We start from the raw sequence: 18,785 nt of genomic DNA, 5'->3' as shown, positions 1-18,785 counted from the left end.
CTAATGATCCGTGTACAGCTCGGCCGTGTATACCGGTCCGGTGGCGCCATAGGGTGCGCGGGTCGCCAGCACGCGATCCACTTCGGCCGCACCCAGCCGGGAAGCCCCGCCCAACTGGCGCGCGGCGAGCAATACCGTGGCCGAATGCTCGATCTTTTCCAGCTTGAAGTAGGCGCTTTCGAGCGTTGCGCCCACGGTGACCGAGCCGTGGCGGTCCAGCATGAGGCCGTCGCAGAGGCGAATGAGGGGACGGATCACTTCATTCCCCTCGGGCGTGCCGGGGGTGGCGTAGGCGGTGACCGGGATGCCGCCCAGGGCGGCCACCAGTTCGGGGAGCACGGGTTCTGCGAGAGACACCCCCGCCAGGGTAAAGGCGGTGGCGATGGGCGGATGGGCGTGGACTACGGCGGCAATATCCGGGCGCTCTTCGAAGCAGGCCAGGTGGGTAAAGAACTCCGAGGTGACCTTGCCCTCGCCGCGAACCTTGTTTCCCGCGCCATCGGCCACGATGAGATCTTCGGGCTTCATGTAGCCTTTGGAGACGCCACTGGGTGTGCACAGGAAGTGGCCATCGGGCAGGCGCACACTCAGGTTGCCGTCGGTCCCGCCCACCAGATTGCGCGCGTACATGCGCCGCCCAAGTTCACAAATGGTCTCGCGCAGCTTCTGCTCATCCGACATGGGATTCCTCCGCGTACATGGCACGCACTTTTTCAGGTCCACTGAACCACAGCCACCAGGCGTGCTCCAGGGAGGCGCTGAGCCGGTCATAGGTGACCACGTCGGCGGGGGCGAAAGCGGCGGTCCACGCCTCCCGCTGGTCGCCGCTGTCACAGCCGGTCAGATAGACAAACTTAAGCGATTTATTCTTCGGGAGCGCCGCGATGTCCTTCGGGAGCAGCCAGTCGTTGTGCAGCATCAGCCCCTTCCGGGTGCCATGGGAACCGACGAACACCACATGCCCCTCCGCGAGCGCCCTGGCCACGGTTGCCCGTGATATCTTGATCAGGACCGCGCTGTCCTTTCCGTAGGTGCTTTCGGCCGCTCGGGCCATGGGGTAAAAGGCGAGGGCAAAGAGCCAGCGGGGGAAGATGCCGTTGTCCTCATAGACCATGTACACCGCGCCGGATTCTCGGTTGGCGGGCACCAGGAGGGATGCGTGGACGGCAAAAGGGATAAGAGTCAGGACGAAAAGATAGACGGCGGCAAGCCCGAGGCGGGCCATTCGAACGGCCCAGTCGCGGGTGGCCATTCGGTGGACCAGGGGCATGGGGCGTGCCTTCCCCAGCAGGGCCATGCCGAGGGCGAAGGCCCAGAAGACGCCCCAGGCCAGAAAGAGTTTGCGAATGATCCCGAATACATGAACCTCGATGCGGGTACTTTCGTAGAATTCGCGATGATAGACCAGCAGATATGATAAGATCAGCAAGGCGGCGGCCAGAAGGCCCAACAGGGCCAGAAGCGCGCCGAATAGAATGGCGGCCTGACGGTAGTGATGGCGTCCATAGGGGCGGTTATCGCCCTGAGGAACGAGGTACGGCAAGGGCAGGAGTCCCAGGTAGCACCCGGTTGCCCCGACGCGCTCTCGCAGGGGTATGGTACTGGTCGTCATAGTCGGGTTTTGGATTTCATGGTGTGGTACGCTTGAACGGGCCTGAACGCCGGTTTCGGAAGTTGCTGCGGACACGTGGGCCGTGCGGTCCCCTTACATTCTCGTTTGAACGGGGCGCATGGTAGCAGATTTGGAATACCCGTGGCGATTCCCGTGGTCCATGGAAATTGGTCGGCCCGAAGGCATAAGCTTGATTTACTGAGATCACCTCTTTATTGTGGAAAGGTAATAAAGGTACGATAGTCCGAGTGGCGCAGCCAGCAGTCCGGATGAAAACAGAATAAAGTCCGAATGGGGCGGAGATTCCCGCAGCGTGAAGGGGTCCTCCAATTCGGATGACGGCAGACAGGTACATGAAAGGAGTCGGAGTCGTGTCCCAGGATCAGAATAACAAGGGCAGTTATGGCGAACCGCAGGAAGAAATGCGGCTTTGCCCGACGTGCCGTATGAAGGTGAGCGTCTGGGCGACCAAGTGCCACCATTGCGGGGAAGAGGTGGGGCGACCGCGCCGCGAGGAAATGAAGCTCACCCTGAAGGATCTGGGTGGGGAATCCAAGACCAGTTATGCGCCTTCCGGCAATGTAACGGGTGCGCTGGAATCCTTTCGCGTGGAGGAGGCGTCGTCGGTAGAGGCGATGCTTGCGAGCCGCCGCAAGGTGAGTTTTCTGGATCGGCTCCTCGGGCGTACGCCCCCGCCCCCGCCCCCGAAACGCAGCGCACACGTCGCGCAGGATCTGGACGAGTACAGTCGCAACCTGGCCGCGTCGCTGCTGGACGATATGCCGTCTTCATCATCGGTGAGCATTTCCCGCGCCCAGTTGCCCCAATCGTCCAGCGCCGGGCTTGCGGGCCGAATCAGGCCCATTGTCATGGTGATCGGCGCGCTGGTGCTGCTGTATTTTGGCGGGAACTTCGCCTGGGGCAAGATTAGTGAATTTATCGACGCCCGAAACCGGGCCAATCAGGTTGTCTATACGAATCGGGCGCTGGAGATGCTGGCGGCGCAAGAAGACTCGATAGTTGCTTTTGAAGAGGCGATGACGGCGCTACGGGTCAACGACACCGACGCCAACCGTCAGATCGCCGCCGATGTCCGTTCGGTTCTATTGAAAGATGTGGATTCGCTCATGGCGGCCAATCCCTGGCGCCGCGCGGATCAGGATAAGGCCTACGAAATGATGCAGCGGGCGATGAAGGTGGATTCCGCGCCGGAAATTCGGACGAAGTACGAGTCCGTGGCGCGGGAGATCGGCCAGTTCAAGTTTGTGCTGAAATCGGTGGACTCCGATGGAAAGAAGGCCACGTTTCGCCTGAATAACCCGGATTACGAGCAGGAGGTGACGGTGGGCCAGTCGGATCGCATCATGGATCGCTTTATCGTTGCCGCCATATCCAGCAGCGAGGTCCACCTGAATGATGATCGCGTGAGCGGTCGCCGCCTGGCGATTGGAATCAACGAGGGCGTGCGTTCGGCGTATTAAAGGCGCGCCGCTCCCAGCCTGTGGCGCGTCGGCATGTGCGTTTGTGCTATGATGCTCGGAATTTTCGAGTTGTGTTGGACATCCGTGCGAATCGAGCAGGGGAGCGGGCCGGGGAAAACCCTGGACGATGCTTGGAGGCACGGATGCGCAAGGCTTTTTTTGATGGAAGAAGGATCCGGTGCATGCATATCGCTAAGGGAGTGTCAATTCTTGGGTTGGTTTTGCTGAGTTCCTGCGCGAGTCTTCGCGGTGGGGACAAGGCGGATGCTGGAGGTGAGCCGGTGGTGGAGGAGGCGCTGGCCGTTACGGCGACCGAGTCCGAATCCCGGGCCGAATTGCTTCGGCAGGTTCAGCTTCACATTGACCAGACCGAAGCGAAAGGCCGGAGCGATGAAGACCGGGTGATTCGCAAACGCCCGTATTTCTACAAGGAGTACAGCGACTACGCCACAGGCGCGCGCGATGCGGATGTGACCTTGACCGAGACGGATTCGCGCACTTCGCCGTTTATCGCCGATGTGAAGCTGGATCGCACGCGCTACGCCACCCGGCTCCACCGGAGTCGGGACGAGGCCCAGATCGACGACAATTACCTGCGCGACACCGGCACTGAAACGCTCACCTACGAGCTGCGCAACGGGCGCTGGGTGCGCGTGGGGAGCTTTTTTCTGTCGGAGTTGACCGAAGAAGAAGTTAATGGTCAGTGGACGCCCGTGCAGCGTGTGGTGGAGCGAACGGTTCAGGCCGAAGAGCCCCAGAAGGGCTGGTTCAGCCGGACGATGTCTGCGATTACCGGTCGGGATTGATAGCGTTACTTTCCGAGGCTGCCCGCGCGCCTGCGTGGGCAGCCCGGTTTTCAGGATCCAGCATGGCTGACACGGTTGAAGGGGATATGGGAGCGCGAGGACCCAGGGAAGGCCTGGCGCGGCTGGCGGCCTGGGCGCTCATGTTGCTGTCGTTCGCCGTCGTGCTGCTTGGCCTTCACTCCGTGGAAACGGGGGATTCATCGAACAGCCGCCTTGCCACGGTGTACAGTCTCGTGCACGAGGGTAGCTGGTACATTGATCGCCCTCTGGATCAGGCCCCCAATCCCTTCGAACAAGGAACCATCGACAAGATTGAGCTGAACGGGCGCCTCCTGTCGACCAAGCCGCCGCTCCTTCCCCTCGCGATGACGGCGGAATACGTGGGCCTGCGAAAGATCTTCGGCTGGGACCTTGAGGTTCGCGACGAACTTCGCCAGATCATGCGAACCATGATTCTGACACTCGTCATGGTTCCCCACGCCATCGGTATTATCTTCTTTTTTATGCTCTTGCGATTGTTGATCGAAAACCCATGGCAACGACTGCTCCCCCTCTTTGCCCTCGCATTCGCCACCCAACTGCCCGGCTTCGCCACTGAATTGAACAATCACAGCCCGGCCATCGGCGCCTTGCTCGCGGCGCTCTATTTCGCCATCGGCGTGACCTCGGGTAAGCTGGCCCCGGCGCCCTGGCGCTTCGCAGCGTATGGTCTGGCGGGGGCGCTGGTCTTTACATTGGATATGCCACTGACGATCTTCGTGGCCGCGGCCGGCTGCGGTCTGTTGTGGAAACATCCAAAGCCAGCGGTGTTGTGGGGGGGCCTTGGCTTGATCGGCCCTCTCGTCATCCATTTTGGCGCGAACTATCAGGTTACGGGCAGTCTGCTGCCGGTCCAGTCACACCGGGAATTGTATCTTTTCGAATCCAGCGCCTGGCGGCACCCGGGCCAGATCGACGCGCTGAACGAGCCTAAGGGGACCTATTTCTTCCACATGACCTTCGGCCGCTTCGGCATCTTTCTGCTGTACCCCATCCTCCTGATGGGCTTTGCAGGTATTTATTTCGCCTGGCGGGATGGAATGCGGGAGTGGCGGAACTATTATCTTGCCGGATTGGCCTGCTTCGCCGCGCTAGGCTACTACTACGTCTCCGGCACCAACAACTACGGCGGCGCGGCCTACGGCTTCCGCTGGGGCATGGGGGCCATGCCCATCCTGATCCTCATGGGCATCCCGGCCTTCAATCGCGTGCGGGGAGCCTGGGCCTGGTCTGTCGTCGCGGTACTGATGGCGGTGTCGATGTACAGCGCCTGGGAATGCTATTGGGCACCCTGGGGCGCGTGCCACGAGTGGACCTGCCGCTGGATCTTCGGTGCGCCGTATATCGACCTGTCGGCGGGGGTGGCTGCGAAATAGCGGTTACGGATTTTGAGGCCACCGCTTTCGATCAAAACGAAGTAGACCTGGGCTAGCTCCATGCACTTTGAAGCAAGAAGGCGCACCAACGTGGCTTAGCCTTCCAGGCTGAGACAAAAGGTGCCCGGTTGGTCTGGGTGAACGGCGAATTCAGGAAGTGATCCCGGTGGGCAGAGCCCCATCGTTCCCATAGCTTAAGTAGAGGCTTATTCAGCGAGAAATCTGCGACGGTGCACGAGCTACAAGAGCCAGCTTGTACCCAAGTCGTGCCTTGTCTCAGCCTGGAAGGCTAAGCCACGTTGGCGCGTTGCCCTACGCCGGCGACCGATCCAAGTAGTTAATCGCAATGCTGGCCATCGTCTCGATGCCGACGGGAATGGCGTTGTCGTTGAAGATGAAGCGTGGGCTGTGGAGGGAGGGGGGATCGACCGCATCCGGCGTGTCGTTGCCGAGGAAGATAAAAGCGCCCGGCACCGCGCGAAGGTAGTAGGCGAAATCTTCGGCGGTCATGTAGGGGTGGGTGACGGGGATGACGCGATCATCGCCGAATTGGTTGCGGGCGCATTCCTGGGCGAATGTGCCCATGGCGATGTCGTTGCTGAGGGGGGGATAGCCCGCGCCTTCGGTTTCCATGACGGCTTCGGCGCGGAAAGCTTTGGCGATCTGGGATGCAATGCGTTCGATGGCCTCGGCGGTGCGTGCGCGCGACTCGGGATTCAGGGCGCGGTAGGTGCCTTCCATGATGGCCGTCTCGGGGATGATGTTGGAGGCGAAGCCGGCTTCGATGCGCGCGACGCTCACCACCACGGAATCCCACGGATCGGTCTCGCGGCTGACGATGCTCTGGAGGGCGGTGAGGATGTGGGCCGCCACGACGATGGGATCGATGGCCCCGCCGGGGTTGGCGCCATGGCCGCCTTTGCCTTTGACCACGATGCGGAAGAAGTCCGCACTGGCCATGACCGGGCCGGTGCCGATGGCGACGCTGCCGCAGGGGAGGCCGGGCCAGCAGTGGAGGGCGAAAGCCGCGCCGACGTCGTCCAGCAGGCCCTCTTCCACGATGAAGCGCCCGCCGGCGGCGATTTCTTCCGCAGGTTGGAAGATGCACTTGACGGTGCCCTTCAATTCACTTCGCAGATTCCAGAGGGTTTTCGCCACGCCGCAGAGGATGGCGCTATGGCCGTCGTGTCCGCAGGCGTGCATCCGGTTGGGTATGCGAGAGGAATACGGGAGCCCGGTCTCTTCCTGGATTTCCAGCGCGTCCATGTCGGCGCGCAATGCGACGCACCGGTCACCTTCGCCCGCGATGGTTGCCATAATTCCCGTGCCCTTGGCGTGGCCCCGGGTGAAGGGAATTCCGGATTCGCTCAGGAAGCGCGCGATGCGATCCGAGGTCCATCGCTCTTCGAATCGGATTTCGGGCTGCTGATGCAGTTCATGTCGAAGTTCGGTGATTGTCGGTACAAGCTTGTTAATCTCGGAACGCGTGACAGACATAATTTCCTGTATTGGTAATACTTCAGCCATTTGACCCAAAGATGCCAACCACGAATGCACACGAATTTACACGAATAAGAACTGGAAGGGCCTGAAGAATGTCCAAACTCCCATCCAATTTTTTAAGTCCGTGTCTTCGGTAGAACTTATCCGTGCCCATCCGTGTAATCCGTGGCCAATGCTCTTTTTTTCTGACCACGGATTACAAGGATGGGCACGGATGGAATGAATTCAGCTTGCCCTTCCACATCGCCAATGCGGCATAGGGTTGAAAGCAAGTTCTAGTTCGTCTTATTCGTGTGGATTCGTGTCCATTCGTGGTTAAACTTCTTATTCTTTCCACGGCCGATGCTTCGGCGCTGTTACAGTTTCAGGCGGCTGCCTGGGAATGCTTTGATGTTGAATTCGAGGTTGATGTCGAAGCCCGATTCGCGATCCCGGAATCGGATGGCCGTTTCCCAGCAGTGGAGGCTGCGCCGGAGTTCATAGGTCTGCGAACGGAGGTCGTGTTCTTCGAAGTCATAGGTATGCTCGAAGCCGAAGCCCCACTTGTCGCTGAACTTGTAGCCAAGGCCGTAGAGGGCTTCGCGGTTGAACACTTCATCCTGGGTCTTGGTGTAGGCGAAGCCGACGCGCCCGCTGACCTTTTCACCCCGGGGCTCACCGTCGTAGTACAACTGGGCGAGCATGCGATTGTAATCGCCGAAACGCCCGCTGTAGTCCTGGGCATCATCGAAACCGAAGGCCTCGCCGAGGACCTCCTGATAGAAGCGTGGGAAATTGCGGGCGATGGTATCGCGGCTGAGGCCCTGATCCTCGTCGGAGGTCTTCTGGCGCTCGCCCACGACTTGGAGTCCCCACCAGGGGCGGGGGCGCACGTCCAGCTCGACTTCGTAGTCTTCCGTCTTGCTCCGTTCATTGCGAAGGTCGTTGCCTTGATAGAGGGTGAGGCGACCCACCTGCCACACTTCGCCGGTTTCGGCGTCGCGGCCATAGAATACATTCGAGAGCTTGGTCTCAATGCGGCTGCGACCGAAGATGCTGTCCAGCGGGTCGTACTGGGGAATCTCCAGGGGATCCACGCTGGTGTCGGGCCGATAGGAATAGGTAATGGAGGGCACGATCATGTGCTTGAAAGCGGAGAAGCCCCAGCGTCCGGCATAGGTGCGGTGCAGCCGGGTCTGGGCGGTTACCCCGACGTTGGTGGACAAGAGACCGGCCGATGTGTCGCTCTGGCGCTCGCGGGAGTAGAAGTAGCCGTCCGCTTCCACGAAGGGCGTGATGGCGAGGCCGGGCATGGGATCCCAGCTATAGGTCAGACGCGCGGTGTTGGCCGTGCGGGCGCCATCCACGCCGTAGGGCTCGCGGTTGTAGTAGCCGTTCGCCGTGTCAAAGCTGAAATACAGATTCTCCACGAGGGGCCGTTCCAGGTAGTGGAAGGTCGCTTCGGGCGTCTGCTCCGTCTCGCTGAACCAACTGTGGGTCTGGGCCCGAACCGTGCCCGTGGCGATGTAATTCGGCTGGCGGTAGGTGATGTTGGCAAAGGTCCGCGGTTGCGAGCGGCTGCGGAACATATCGTAGTAGAAGTCCTTGTAGAACTCCTCATCGCCCCAATGCTCCACCTGGGCGCGGACTACGAGGTCATTGCTGTACTCGTAGCGGTGGTACCAGTGAACGTAGCCCCGGTCCTCGGTCGTGTACAGGGCGTGGGCCTCACCCTGGGTGCGATAGAAGCGGGAAGCCGGGTTGTCCATGAAGTCGTAGGTGAGGTCGGCGCCAAAGCCCACCCCTTCCTTCTCGGTTACAAAAAGCCTCGGCCCGAGGGTTACATCGGGATTGATTTCATAGGCCTGCCCCACATTGACGAAGTAGCCGATATCGGCCTGCCGCCCGCTGTCAAAGTCGAGGGTCCAGGGCGAACCACCCACGCTGCCGCGACGCCAGCGGGGGAGATAGAGGGGCGTGTCGGCTTTGCCCAACTGGAGGCGGGCATTGGAGCCCGCGACGGGCTGGCCGTCCACCATCTCGAGCTCGCTCAGGCGAATCTTGTAGTGGGGGTGGGGCCGGTCGCAGGTGGTGACCCACACGTTTTCGCCGCTCAGGGTCTGGGGGCCGTGGAGGTGGAGCTTTTCGGCGGAGAAATAGTAGATTCCGGCCTGACCGGTTGCGTTATTGAGCTCGCCCTGGCCCGACTTGAAGTCGTAGTCCATGTAATCCGCGGTCATTTCGCGGGTCGGCTCAACCACGTGGGCGTTGTGGAGTGTCAGGTGGCCCTTGTCGAGAGAGGGGCCTTCCTCTTCCGCACCTTGGATGACTTTGGGGGTTTCGGGGGTTGTTTCGTCTTCGGGATCCAGTCGGAAGTGGATTTCGTCGGCCGTAATGGTGGAGGACTGCTGGGTGATCTCCACATTGCCTTTGGCATGGAGATCGACCGGCTCCTGGACGTGTGTAAGCTCGTCCGCCGACATGGTCATATCCCCCAATTCGGCGCGGAAGCCGTTGAAAATCGTGGGCGCGCCGCGGCCCGCACTGGAAATGCTGGTCGCGGTTACGTTCTCCAGATCCTTGCTCAGGTCGGGGGCCTGGAAACCGCCCGTGGTGGAGCCGAACTCGGTCGGCTGGACCAGCGCGTCGGTGATGGTCCTGCGATCAAGCTGCTGCATGGGAGACGCCGACGGCCGTCCGGTGGAAGGCGCGCGGACGCTCTCCGTGACGATGGGGTTGCGGCGCACCGAGGCGGACGAGGGCGGCGTGGCGCCTGAGGGGCGTTTCGCCACCGGGGAGGGTTCGGACACGGGTTCAGCGGCCACCTTGACGGGTTCCTGCGCGGGCGTGGCTTCCACCGTGGGTGAGGCTTCGGGTGCCGGCGTGACTTCCGCCTCGGGTCTGGGCTCCGGTTGCGCCTCGGTTGTTACTTCGGGGGCGGGTGTTGCATCCGGTGTGGGCTCGATTACCGGCGCTGGCGCGGGTTCCGAAACGTTGGCGGTTTCGACCGGTGCGGCCTCGACAATGACCAGGTCTCCGTCTTTTTGTCGCTTCCCTTTCCGCTCGGGTTCGGGGGCAGGCAGCGGGGCCTCGGGCTGCGCCGCAACCTGAACCGGGACGGCACGCGCAAGGCTGCTCAAATTCTCGGCTTGCGCACGGGACGACTTGGGATCGAGAAATGCGACGACGCCGCCGCCCGCCGCGATGGCGCTGGCCGGCAGCGAGAGGCTTGTTGTGTTGGTGGTCTGAAGTCCGGCATCAAGCGTCTCGACGGTGCCCGACTTAAGCGTATAGAGCATTCCATCGTCACTGCTCAGGTCGTCCACGGCCATATTTCGGGTTGCGGAGACGGCGGCACTTGTCGGATCGACGACGAAGAGCTTGTCGGTGCTTGCCAGGACGAAGGTGTCGCCCGTGTGGGCCACGACGCGGGTGGCCATGGCGCTCAGGGTGACGGAACTGCCCGGCGCGAGGGAATCGCGATCATAGAGTTGTGCGCGGGCTTCGGCGCGACCGACCACGGCCAGATGCTGGCCGGCTACGGCCAGATCGACGGGTACGCTGGGGCAATCGGTGATGGTTTCCACGCTGTTGGTCGAGGCGTTGATTACCGAAAGGGAGTCGGAAAAGGTGTTCGCCGTGACGAAACGTCCGCCGCCCAGCGACACGATCGCGCTGGGGCTTTCGCCGGTGGACAGCGTGCCGCTGACTTCCAGCGTGTCCAGCCGGATGAGGGTTACCGAATTGCCCAGCCGGTTGGCCACGGCGAGGTACTCGCCATCCAGAGCGAGGGCGCCGGGACCGTCGCCCACTGTGATCCGGGCGGCGATATCACCGGTGGCCGGATTGATCGTCCAGACCGCGTCGCGATCATAGACAGAAAGGAACAACTGGCCTCGTGCCGGGTTGACGGCGGCGTCGCGGAATTGCCCCTGAGCCTTGAGCGGCTCCGGGGTGGACTGGCCGAAGGACAGGGGAGCCCCTGCGAGGAGGGCGAACGTGGCGGCCGCCAGGGCGGTTAAAACGCGTTTGCGCAGTGTCACAGATTTACTTTCCCGTTGTGATGAACCAGAACGCGGCAACTTTCTTGCCGCTCCGATCCTTCTTTTCCGTGGGGCGAACCAATTCTTCGAGGGGCGCTTCGGTCGCGGGTACTTCGCTGACCGTGGTGGTGGTTGGCGTCGTTCCGGTGGGTGTTTCCGCCTTTGGCTCCCCCAGGGTTTGGGGAGGGGCGGGCTCGCCCTGGGTCGTTTGCGCGGGCAGATCGATGTTGGGCAGCGCGCCGGGCTCGGCGGCAGGCGGCGCAGGCGTTTCCACCGGGGCGGCTTCCTGCGTGACCGGAGCATCGGCGGCCGGCTCGGCACCGTGAATCAGAGCCACACCGGCGATCATCGCGGCTAGGAAGTAACTTGACATGGTTGCTTCTCCATCAGATGGGTGGCGGCATCCAGATTGATGTTGGGGCCTGCGCTGCCCGTGGTTTGCACGGTCAATGCGCCGATGGCATTGGCCAGGGCGCCGCAGCGCGCCAGGGGCCATTTTTTCGTCAGGCCATAGATGAAGCCGGCGCAGGCCGCATCGCCCGCACCCGTGCCATCCACCACCTTGACGTCGTGGGCTTTGAACGCGATGGTCTCGTTGTTGTCGCGCACCAGCAGTCCGTCGCCTCCCATTTTCAGCAGGATGTGCTCGATGCCGAAACCCGCGAAGAAATCCAAGATTTCGCCAGGCTCGGTCTTACCGGAATAGTGGGGGGCTTCGCTCATGCTCGTGCAGAGGATATTCGTGTGGGGCAGGGCCGCTTCCATCAAGGGCAGCCAGGTGCCGGAACCGTCGAAGCAGGTGTCGATGGAGGTACGGACGCCAAAAGACTGGATGCGCTTAAAGACCCGCCCGATGGGCTCGCCATGGAGCTTCGGGGTCAGGCCGGGACCGCCCCAATGGAAGACCTTCGTGCGCTGGCACATGTCGAAATCGATATCGTCCTCCGACAGGATGCCAACGGTACCGACATGGTGAAGGAAGGTGCGCTCGCCATCGCTGCCGATAAGCACGACTGTTGCGGCCGACCCGCAGTCGTCCACCCGGCGGATGCCCTGGGTGTTTACCCCGGCTTCCTGGAAGGCTTCGATGAGGAAATTCCCGAAGGGATCGCTGCCGAGGCAACCGGCAAAGGCCGCCTTGCCGCCGAGGCGACTAAAAACGGCGGCGGTGACGCCGGCGAGGCCTCCCATGGTCATTTCCAGCGAGGGAATGAGGCCGAGGGTGCCCCGTGCGGGGAGCTGGTCTACGGGTTGTGCTTTCACATCGGCACATACACAACCGATGGTAACAAGATCAAACGCCATGCAATGCGCCCTTCAATAGAAAATGGTTTGTTTTGCAGCACTTGGAGTATAGCAAGTTGAGGATCGGGGCGCAATGTTGCGGGCGGGCAATCGGACTGATCAGACGGATCAGACGGATCGGGGTTAAATCGATTAGATCAGTCTAATCCGTCTGATTGGTCAGCATTGTAGATTCGACGTTACTTCTCCAGCCGGAAATCGTCCATCAGGTCGCCCAATCGCCCGTTGGGCAATACTTCCTGGGCCTTGAAGTCGAGCTTCTTTCCGTCGATGGCGATCTTGAGGTAGTGGTGGCGGTAATAGGCCCCTTCGTCGGGTTCGTCGCTATCGGGGCGGGCGGGGTGATCGGGCAGGTCGACCTGATCCCACTCTTTGTACTTGTGGTTATCCAGGCTGCCGCCACCGCCGCCGTTGATAATGTGGATCACGTTGTTCGGGCCGTCGGCGGGATGGGGGAAGCCGCGCTCGTAGGCGTGGGTGTGGCCGCTGAAGGTGAAGTCCACGTCGTACTGTTCCAGCATGGGCGTGATGCCGTTGCGGATGAAATCTTCGCCGTCATAGTAGCCGCCGCTCCAGGTCTCGGAGAAGGCGGGCTCGTGAAAGAACACGAAGGTCCAGTCGTATTGACCCTGATTGTCTTTCAGTTCTTTTTCCAGCCAGACCATCTGCGGGTCGCTCGGATCGACTGTGTTGCCCAGCGCCGGGTCCGCGTGGAGGCGTTGCTTGATCTTCAGGGGCTCCAGGATGATGAAGTGGGCGTTGGCGTGGGCGAAGGAATAGTAATAGTTCGTGCTGCCCTCCGAGGTGTCCGGGTGCTTGAAGTAGTGGTCGAAGGCGGGGATATCCGGGTTGCCGTCGAAGCCACCGTACTCGTGGTTGCCCATGGCGATGTAGCTGGGGAACTTGTGCTGGAAGTAGCGCGCGGGGATGAGGTACTGGTAGGACCACTCGTCCCAGTTGATGCCCCGATTCACCACGTCGCCCACGCTGATGACGAAGCTGGCCGAGTCGCGACCGATGGCACGGGCCACGCGCTCGGTCATGCGGTAGCCCCCCTGATGATCGGCCCACACGATGAAATTGAAGGGCGCGGGGCCGTCGGGGGCCGTGGTGAAGCTATAGGTCTTCGTCTCCTGACGTCCGGCTACCACCTGATATTGATACGTCGTGGCGGGCTTCAGATCGCTGAGCACGACCTTGTGGATCGTGCTGACGCTGCTTCCCTCGGTAACCTGTTTGTTCAACGTGTCCACGCCATAGCGCACGGTGGATGGGAGGGGCGCGCTGGTCTCAAAAACCACCGTAATCTGGTCGGGCCGAAGATCCTGGAGATAGGGCTGGAGCAACAGGACGGGATCGGACTGCACCTCGGCCTTCAGCGCCGCTACGGCAGTCTGGGCGCTTTGCAAGGTCCCGGTGAACTTTGTCATGTCCGCGTTGGCGGTCGTCAGGGGGGCCGTCAGGGCCTCGATCGCCGCCACCCATTCCGTGCGCGGCTGGTCGTTGCTTCGGATCCACGTGGCGAGGCGGTTGAGCTCTTCCTGTATTTCCAGTTTGATCTGATAGCCCGCGTCGATATCCGCAACGCGCCACGCGGCCTGGCGCAGCTTGCCCGAGCCCCAGCGGTTCAGGATCCGCGCCGCGACAAAGATTTCGTCGCCCGGCTTCACGCCTTCGGGCATGGCGAAGATACTGCCGCGCGTGTCTTTGCTTACCGGCTCGATCTTCACGCCATTCAGGTAGCACTCGCCCGGATCGTCGAAGTCCAGCGCGAGCAATGGCGCAAATTGGACCGTGTTCATGCCCGCAATGGTCGTGGGCACCGTTAAGCGGGCGCGGTACCACGCGGGGACCTGATCGCCTTCCCAGGGATCATTCACCTTCACCACTTCCCACGTTGTGTCGTCGAATTCGGGCTTGAAGGCGCTGTCGTCGGGCCCTTTCACCATGCGTTTCCACGGTCCCAGCGGCTCCGCATAATCCTTCAGGCCGTCAAAGGCGGCATTGGCGGCGCTCATGGCCCCCGTGAGTCCCCGGGGTTCGCCCTGGAGCTTCACTTTGGTCAATTGCGCGGGTTTATCGCCATGGCGCATGCCCAGCGCGAGCACGAGGTGATCGCCACCCTGGATATCGGGCGGAAGCAGCAAGGAAAGTTCATTTGTGCCTGTGCCGGGGATGTCCCGCACGAGCTTGCCGTTGGCCATGACCGTCACGGGGCCTTCGGCCTCCAGCGTCAGCACCACCTGCTTTTCGCCCCATGCCTCGGGGATGGTCACTTCCGCCGTGAACCAGGCCCCGGCCCGTGGACGCTCGACAGCCCACGGCAAGGTGACGATGGGTAGTTCCTTCGGGGAGACCTCGGGCGGCGCCGGAAAGACTGTCTTCGTGGCGACATAGCGCCAGTCCTGGACCAGAAGCTGGACGGTGGAATCGAAATCCCATTCGGCACGGGCGTGGAAAACGGAAAAGGTGGCCAAGGTCAAGAGCAGGGAAAGGCGCTTCACGGGGGGTACTCCTTGGGGGGCTAAGCGTCGGGGCTCGGTGGAGCCGGGGGTAGTATATAGACGGGAGCACGGGTTTTCCTACCCGTGTAGCGGGAGCGCGGGTATTCCTACCCGCGCGTGCGCCGTCGGCGCGTACACGGGTAAGAAAACCCGTGCTCCCGTCTTTCCGAACCTATTCCCCTTTTCGGGTTCATACCCTGTAGCATGAGCGTGAAATTACTTCAAACACATTTCCTCCGTGGGCGTTATAAGCAATAGCAAGGCAGGTAGTTGTTCGAGGATGCCCGGCAGGGAGGAAGGACCTAAAGGACGGAAAGGACTTAAAGGACAGCGGCGGAGTCGGTGGTATTGAGGCCATGGGTCCTTCAAGTCTTTTCAGTCCCTTAAGTCCTTAGCCATCGCGGGGTTTGCCTGAGTAACACTCGCCGCGCCACGGACGGTTTAACCCAGGTTCCGGAGCAGAGTGGATGAGCAAGGAAGAGCAACGCCGCGCGGACCGCGTGCGGGAGGCCCTGGATCGATACGAGGCCCCCTTATTGCGTTACGCAACGCGCCTAACCGGCAACAGCGAGCTGGCGCGGGACATCGTGCAGGACACCTTTTTAAAGCTGTGTACGGCGGAGTGGGATCAAATCGAAGCCTACCTCGCCCCGTGGCTCTACCGGGTCTGCCGCAATCGCGCCCTCGATGTCCTCAAGAAGGAAAACCGCATGCAAGCCCTGGCAGAAGGACAGGCGGAATCCCGCCCCGATACCAAACCGGCCCCCGGCGCCGTGGCCGAGGGTCACGAGACCGAGGCCCTGGTCCACGCCGTGCTGGCGGGACTCCCGGCGAAAAACCAGGAGATATTCCGCCTCAAATTTCAGAATGAACTCTCCTATCAGGAAATCAGCGAGGTCACCGGGCACGACCTGAACAACATCCGCTACGTGATCCACACGACCCTCAAGACCCTCCGCCAACAACTCCAGGGCCGCCTCAACCCGGCCGTGGGCCAGTAAAGGAGTCCCCAAATGCGACTCGAACTCGATGATCCTCGCCTGATGGACTACGTCCTCGGCGAATTGGAAGACGGCGAAGCCCTCACGGTGGCCGCCGCACTGGAACAAGAAGAAAACAAGGAAGCCCGCGAACTCGTGGAAGAACTGCGCGGCGTCACCGAAATGACGCGGCGAATCCTGCACGAGGAGGATGCGGGCGTGGCGCTGAGCGATGAGCAACGCGCCGCGATTGTGGGGACGGTGGGGGAGGTGGTGCCATTTCGCAAGCGAGTGCTCAAAATACTTGCGGGCGTTGCCGCTCTCGTGTTTTTGGGCTTCCTGGTGCGGGTTGCCGTTCCGACGTATGGGATGCACCCTAAGCCCTTGGCGTTACGAGTCCACGAATCTGCGGCAGGCGCGGAGGCCGACCGCATTGAGAGTCAGCTCGCTAGATTGGCTGAGCCCGAAGGCATCGCACTAAGCCCGGAACCGGAGAAGAAACAGGAGCCCAGGCCAATTCGAGCTGGTGTGGAAGTACACGACCTGACCCGTTCCTACAGCACATACGAAGCTGAACCCATTCCTCCACAGGAACCCAACGTAGTAATGACCGACATCGGCGGCGACCCCTTGGGCACGCCGGGCAGCGGTGGTTTCGACCCGCGCACCGGGCTTGAAACTCAGCCATCCAAGGATGAATATTATGGGTATGGTCGACTTTCTGAGTCTGAGGGCAGCACCCCTGAGGACCCCGCCATCGTCGAGGCCCGAAACCGTCTCAAAATGAAAGCCAATCTGCAGGATGGCTTGAGCCTAAGCTATGAAAATAGTTCGGATCGCACGGATCAATACGCACCCAATCCGACAGGCGCAGATAGCAAATCCAAAGAGAAGCCTAGAGAGGAGCCAAAGCCCAAAGAGCTAGCCCCAGAAGAACAATGGGCCGAGTACAACGTCGGCAACCTGACGGGCCAGTCCGAGCTCCCAACCATCGTGGCCTCGAATCACGAAGAAGCGCTCGAGTTTAAGATTCGCGAGCCGCAAAACGACAATCTCTGGCAGTGGAACACCCCCACCGACAAGCCCACGGAAATCGTGAGTGGTCCCGGCACGGAGACCTACGTCAAGGTCGCGGGTGTGAAGCCCTTTGTGGCGGTGAAGGACGAACCCCTGTCCACCTTCAGCATCGACGTGGACACGGCGGCCTACAGTAATGTGCGGCGCTTTCTGAGCCAGGGCCAGTTGCCCCCGGCGGACGCGGTGCGCATCGAGGAAATGATCAACTACTTCGCCTACAGCTATCCCCAGCCGACGGACGGACGTCCCTTCGCGGTGGCGGTCCATGGCGCGCCCGCGCCCTGGGCACCGGAGCGGCAATTGGTGCGCATCGGCGTGAAGGGCAAGGAAGTGCCCGCCAGCGAGCGGCCCCCGGCGAACCTGGTCTTCCTGCTGGATGTCTCCGGCTCCATGGGTGACGCGAACAAGCTGCCCCTGGTGAAGGAGTCCATGAAGACGCTCCTCAGCCAGCTTCGGCCTCAGGATCGCGTGGGCATCGTGACCTATGCGGGCGATGCGCGGCAGGTGCTCGGCTCGACGCCGTGCAGCGAAGGCGCGGCGATCACGCAGGCCATCGAAAGCCTCAACTCCGGCGGCAGCACCAACGGCGGCGGTGGCATCCAGATGGCCTATGACCTGGCCCAGAGCAACTTCATCAAGGAAGGCATCAACCGCGTTGTCATGGCGACGGACGGCGACTTCAATGTGGGCACGACGGAGCATGGCGACCTCATGGGCCTCATCGAATCGCGGGCGAAGTCGGGGGTGTTCCTGACGACCCTCGGTTTCGGGATGGGCAACCTGAAGGACTCCACGCTGGAGCAACTGGCCAATCGCGGTAACGGCAACTATGCCTACATCGACAACCACGCCGAGGCGCGGAAGGCTCTGGTCGACCAGCTCTCGGGCACCCTCCAGACCATCGCGAAGGACGTGAAGATCCAGGTGGAATTCAACCCCGCGAAGGTGTCCCACTACCGCCTGCTGGGCTATGAAAACCGCGCTCTGGCGAATCAGGACTTTAACGATGACACGAAGGACGCGGGCGAGATCGGCGCGGGCCATACCGTGACGGCGCTCTACGAGATCATCCCGGCGGGTGTCCGGCCGATGACCGGTGTGGACGCGCTGAAATACCAGAGCACCGAGCCGAGTGCACCGGTGGAAGTACAGCCGGGGGTACCCAGTGTCGATGCGCTGAAATATCAGACCGGCGTTCCCGCGCCCGGCACCGATGTGGTGGAGCCTGCCAAGCCAGGATTTGGCGGTGAAGAGCGCTTCGCGCCGGAGCCGATGCCCGTTCCCATCCCGGTACCCGCGGGAGAATGGCTCACGGTGAAAATGCGCTATAAGCAGCCCGATGGCAACGAAAGCACGAAGATCGATGTGCCCCTCCTCGCCATGAACGGCGACCTGCGCGAGGTCGATGCGGACTTCCGCTTCGCCTCCGCCGTGGCGGCCTTCGGTCAGGTATTGCGCAACAGCGGCTACCGACACAGCACGAACTTCGACCGGATCATCGAGCTGGCGCGCGGCGCGGCCAACGGCGACGCGGATCGAGAGGCTTTTGTGGATTTGGTTATCACGGCGAAGACGTTGAGCACGCAGAATCAATAAGGCTGCGGCGGGGAGGGGGCATTCCGGCGGGTGCGAAAGCGCCCGCCGGATTTTTGATTGTGTGTGGGGGGGGGGGGCGGGGATGGGACCATGGGTCTTATGGGGCTTATGGGTCTTATGGGTCTTATGGGTCTTATGGGTCTTATGGGTCTTATGGGTCTTATGGGTCTTATGGGGCCAAGGATATGTCGGCGGTGCACTGGGCGGATTCATACGACTCATACGACTCATACGACTCATACGACTCATACGACTCATAAGTCCCATAAGTCCCATAAAGTCGCATCACTCCACTCACCGTCGCGACGGAATTGCTAACGCGCGTGCCTGTCCCAGGGGATGTGTGGGGTGATCCGATGCTGCATCCTGTCGCGATTCCAGGTTCCCCAGGGACATGCCGCCGCGTTGGTGTGGGCTTCGGTCGGTTGGGTGGTGAGGATGTCGTCGGGCTTTTGGCGCGACTGTTTGGGGCCCTTGCGGCGGT

General features: G+C 61.6%; 12 protein-coding genes. 5 read left to right on the top strand and 7 right to left on the bottom strand.

The features are described 5' to 3' along the window. Together JNK74_10200 and JNK74_10195 are read right to left on the bottom strand one after the other, a co-directional pair. Positions 1–681 (bottom strand): class II aldolase/adducin family protein, encoded by a 681-nt coding sequence (locus JNK74_10200; GenBank protein MBL7646547.1) that lies wholly within the window; start codon positions 679–681, stop codon positions 1–3. Then, a complete protein-coding gene (locus JNK74_10195) occupies positions 671–1,612 on the bottom strand; it encodes a hypothetical protein (protein MBL7646546.1) in 942 nt (313 codons plus the stop codon). The genes JNK74_10200 and JNK74_10195 overlap by 11 nt, the downstream gene beginning before the upstream one ends. 371 nt (positions 1,613–1,983) lie before the next feature. On the opposite strand from JNK74_10195, the gene JNK74_10190 reads away from it, so the two are divergent. From JNK74_10190 to JNK74_10180, 3 genes are all read left to right on the top strand, one after another. Next, positions 1,984–3,093 (top strand): hypothetical protein, encoded by a 1,110-nt coding sequence (locus JNK74_10190; protein ID MBL7646545.1) that lies wholly within the window; start codon positions 1,984–1,986, stop codon positions 3,091–3,093. 182 nt (positions 3,094–3,275) lie between these two features. Continuing rightward, positions 3,276–3,899, top strand: a complete 624-nt coding sequence (locus JNK74_10185) for a hypothetical protein (protein ID MBL7646544.1) — start codon at positions 3,276–3,278, stop codon at positions 3,897–3,899. A 62-nt stretch (positions 3,900–3,961) separates the two neighbouring features. Then, positions 3,962–5,314, top strand: a complete 1,353-nt coding sequence (locus JNK74_10180) for a hypothetical protein (GenBank protein ID MBL7646543.1) — start codon at positions 3,962–3,964, stop codon at positions 5,312–5,314. A gap of 312 nt (positions 5,315–5,626) precedes the next feature. Here JNK74_10180 and JNK74_10175 read toward each other — a convergent pair whose 3' ends face one another. The 5 genes from JNK74_10175 to JNK74_10155 all read right to left on the bottom strand — a co-directional run bounded on the left by JNK74_10175 (position 5,627) and on the right by JNK74_10155 (position 14,648). Further along, entirely contained in the window at positions 5,627–6,811 is a 1,185-nt protein-coding gene (locus tag JNK74_10175; protein ID MBL7646542.1) for an amidohydrolase, read from the bottom strand. 362 nt (positions 6,812–7,173) lie between these two features. Continuing rightward, a complete protein-coding gene (locus JNK74_10170; GenBank protein ID MBL7646541.1) occupies positions 7,174–10,839 on the bottom strand; it encodes a hypothetical protein in 3,666 nt (1,221 codons plus the stop codon). 4 nt (positions 10,840–10,843) lie between these two features. Then, entirely contained in the window at positions 10,844–11,212 is a 369-nt protein-coding gene (locus JNK74_10165; protein ID MBL7646540.1) for a hypothetical protein, read from the bottom strand. Then, the gene (locus JNK74_10160) at positions 11,194–12,144 is read right to left on the bottom strand and encodes a carbohydrate kinase family protein (protein MBL7646539.1); all 951 of its coding nucleotides are present in this window, start codon (positions 12,142–12,144) and stop codon (positions 11,194–11,196) included. Before JNK74_10160 ends, JNK74_10165 begins: the two co-directional genes overlap by 19 nt. A gap of 179 nt (positions 12,145–12,323) precedes the next feature. Further along, positions 12,324–14,648, bottom strand: a complete 2,325-nt coding sequence (locus JNK74_10155) for a metallophosphoesterase family protein (protein MBL7646538.1) — start codon at positions 14,646–14,648, stop codon at positions 12,324–12,326. 467 nt (positions 14,649–15,115) lie between these two features. Between JNK74_10155 and JNK74_10150 the strand changes: the two genes are divergently transcribed. Both JNK74_10150 and JNK74_10145 read left to right on the top strand, forming a co-directional pair. Then, complete coding sequence (locus JNK74_10150; protein ID MBL7646537.1) at positions 15,116–15,649, top strand: sigma-70 family RNA polymerase sigma factor; 534 nt, start codon at positions 15,116–15,118, stop codon at positions 15,647–15,649. A gap of 12 nt (positions 15,650–15,661) precedes the next feature. Next, a complete protein-coding gene (locus tag JNK74_10145; GenBank protein MBL7646536.1) occupies positions 15,662–18,301 on the top strand; it encodes a von Willebrand factor type A domain-containing protein in 2,640 nt (879 codons plus the stop codon). Positions 18,302–18,785: the final 484 nt, after the last annotated feature.

This window comes from Candidatus Hydrogenedentota bacterium (assembly GCA_016791475.1).
In the GTDB taxonomy this organism is placed as follows: domain Bacteria; phylum Hydrogenedentota; class Hydrogenedentia; order Hydrogenedentales; family JAEUWI01; genus JAEUWI01.
The sequence above is the reverse complement of the archived record's forward strand: the minus strand, read 5'-3'. Positions and strand labels throughout refer to the sequence as shown.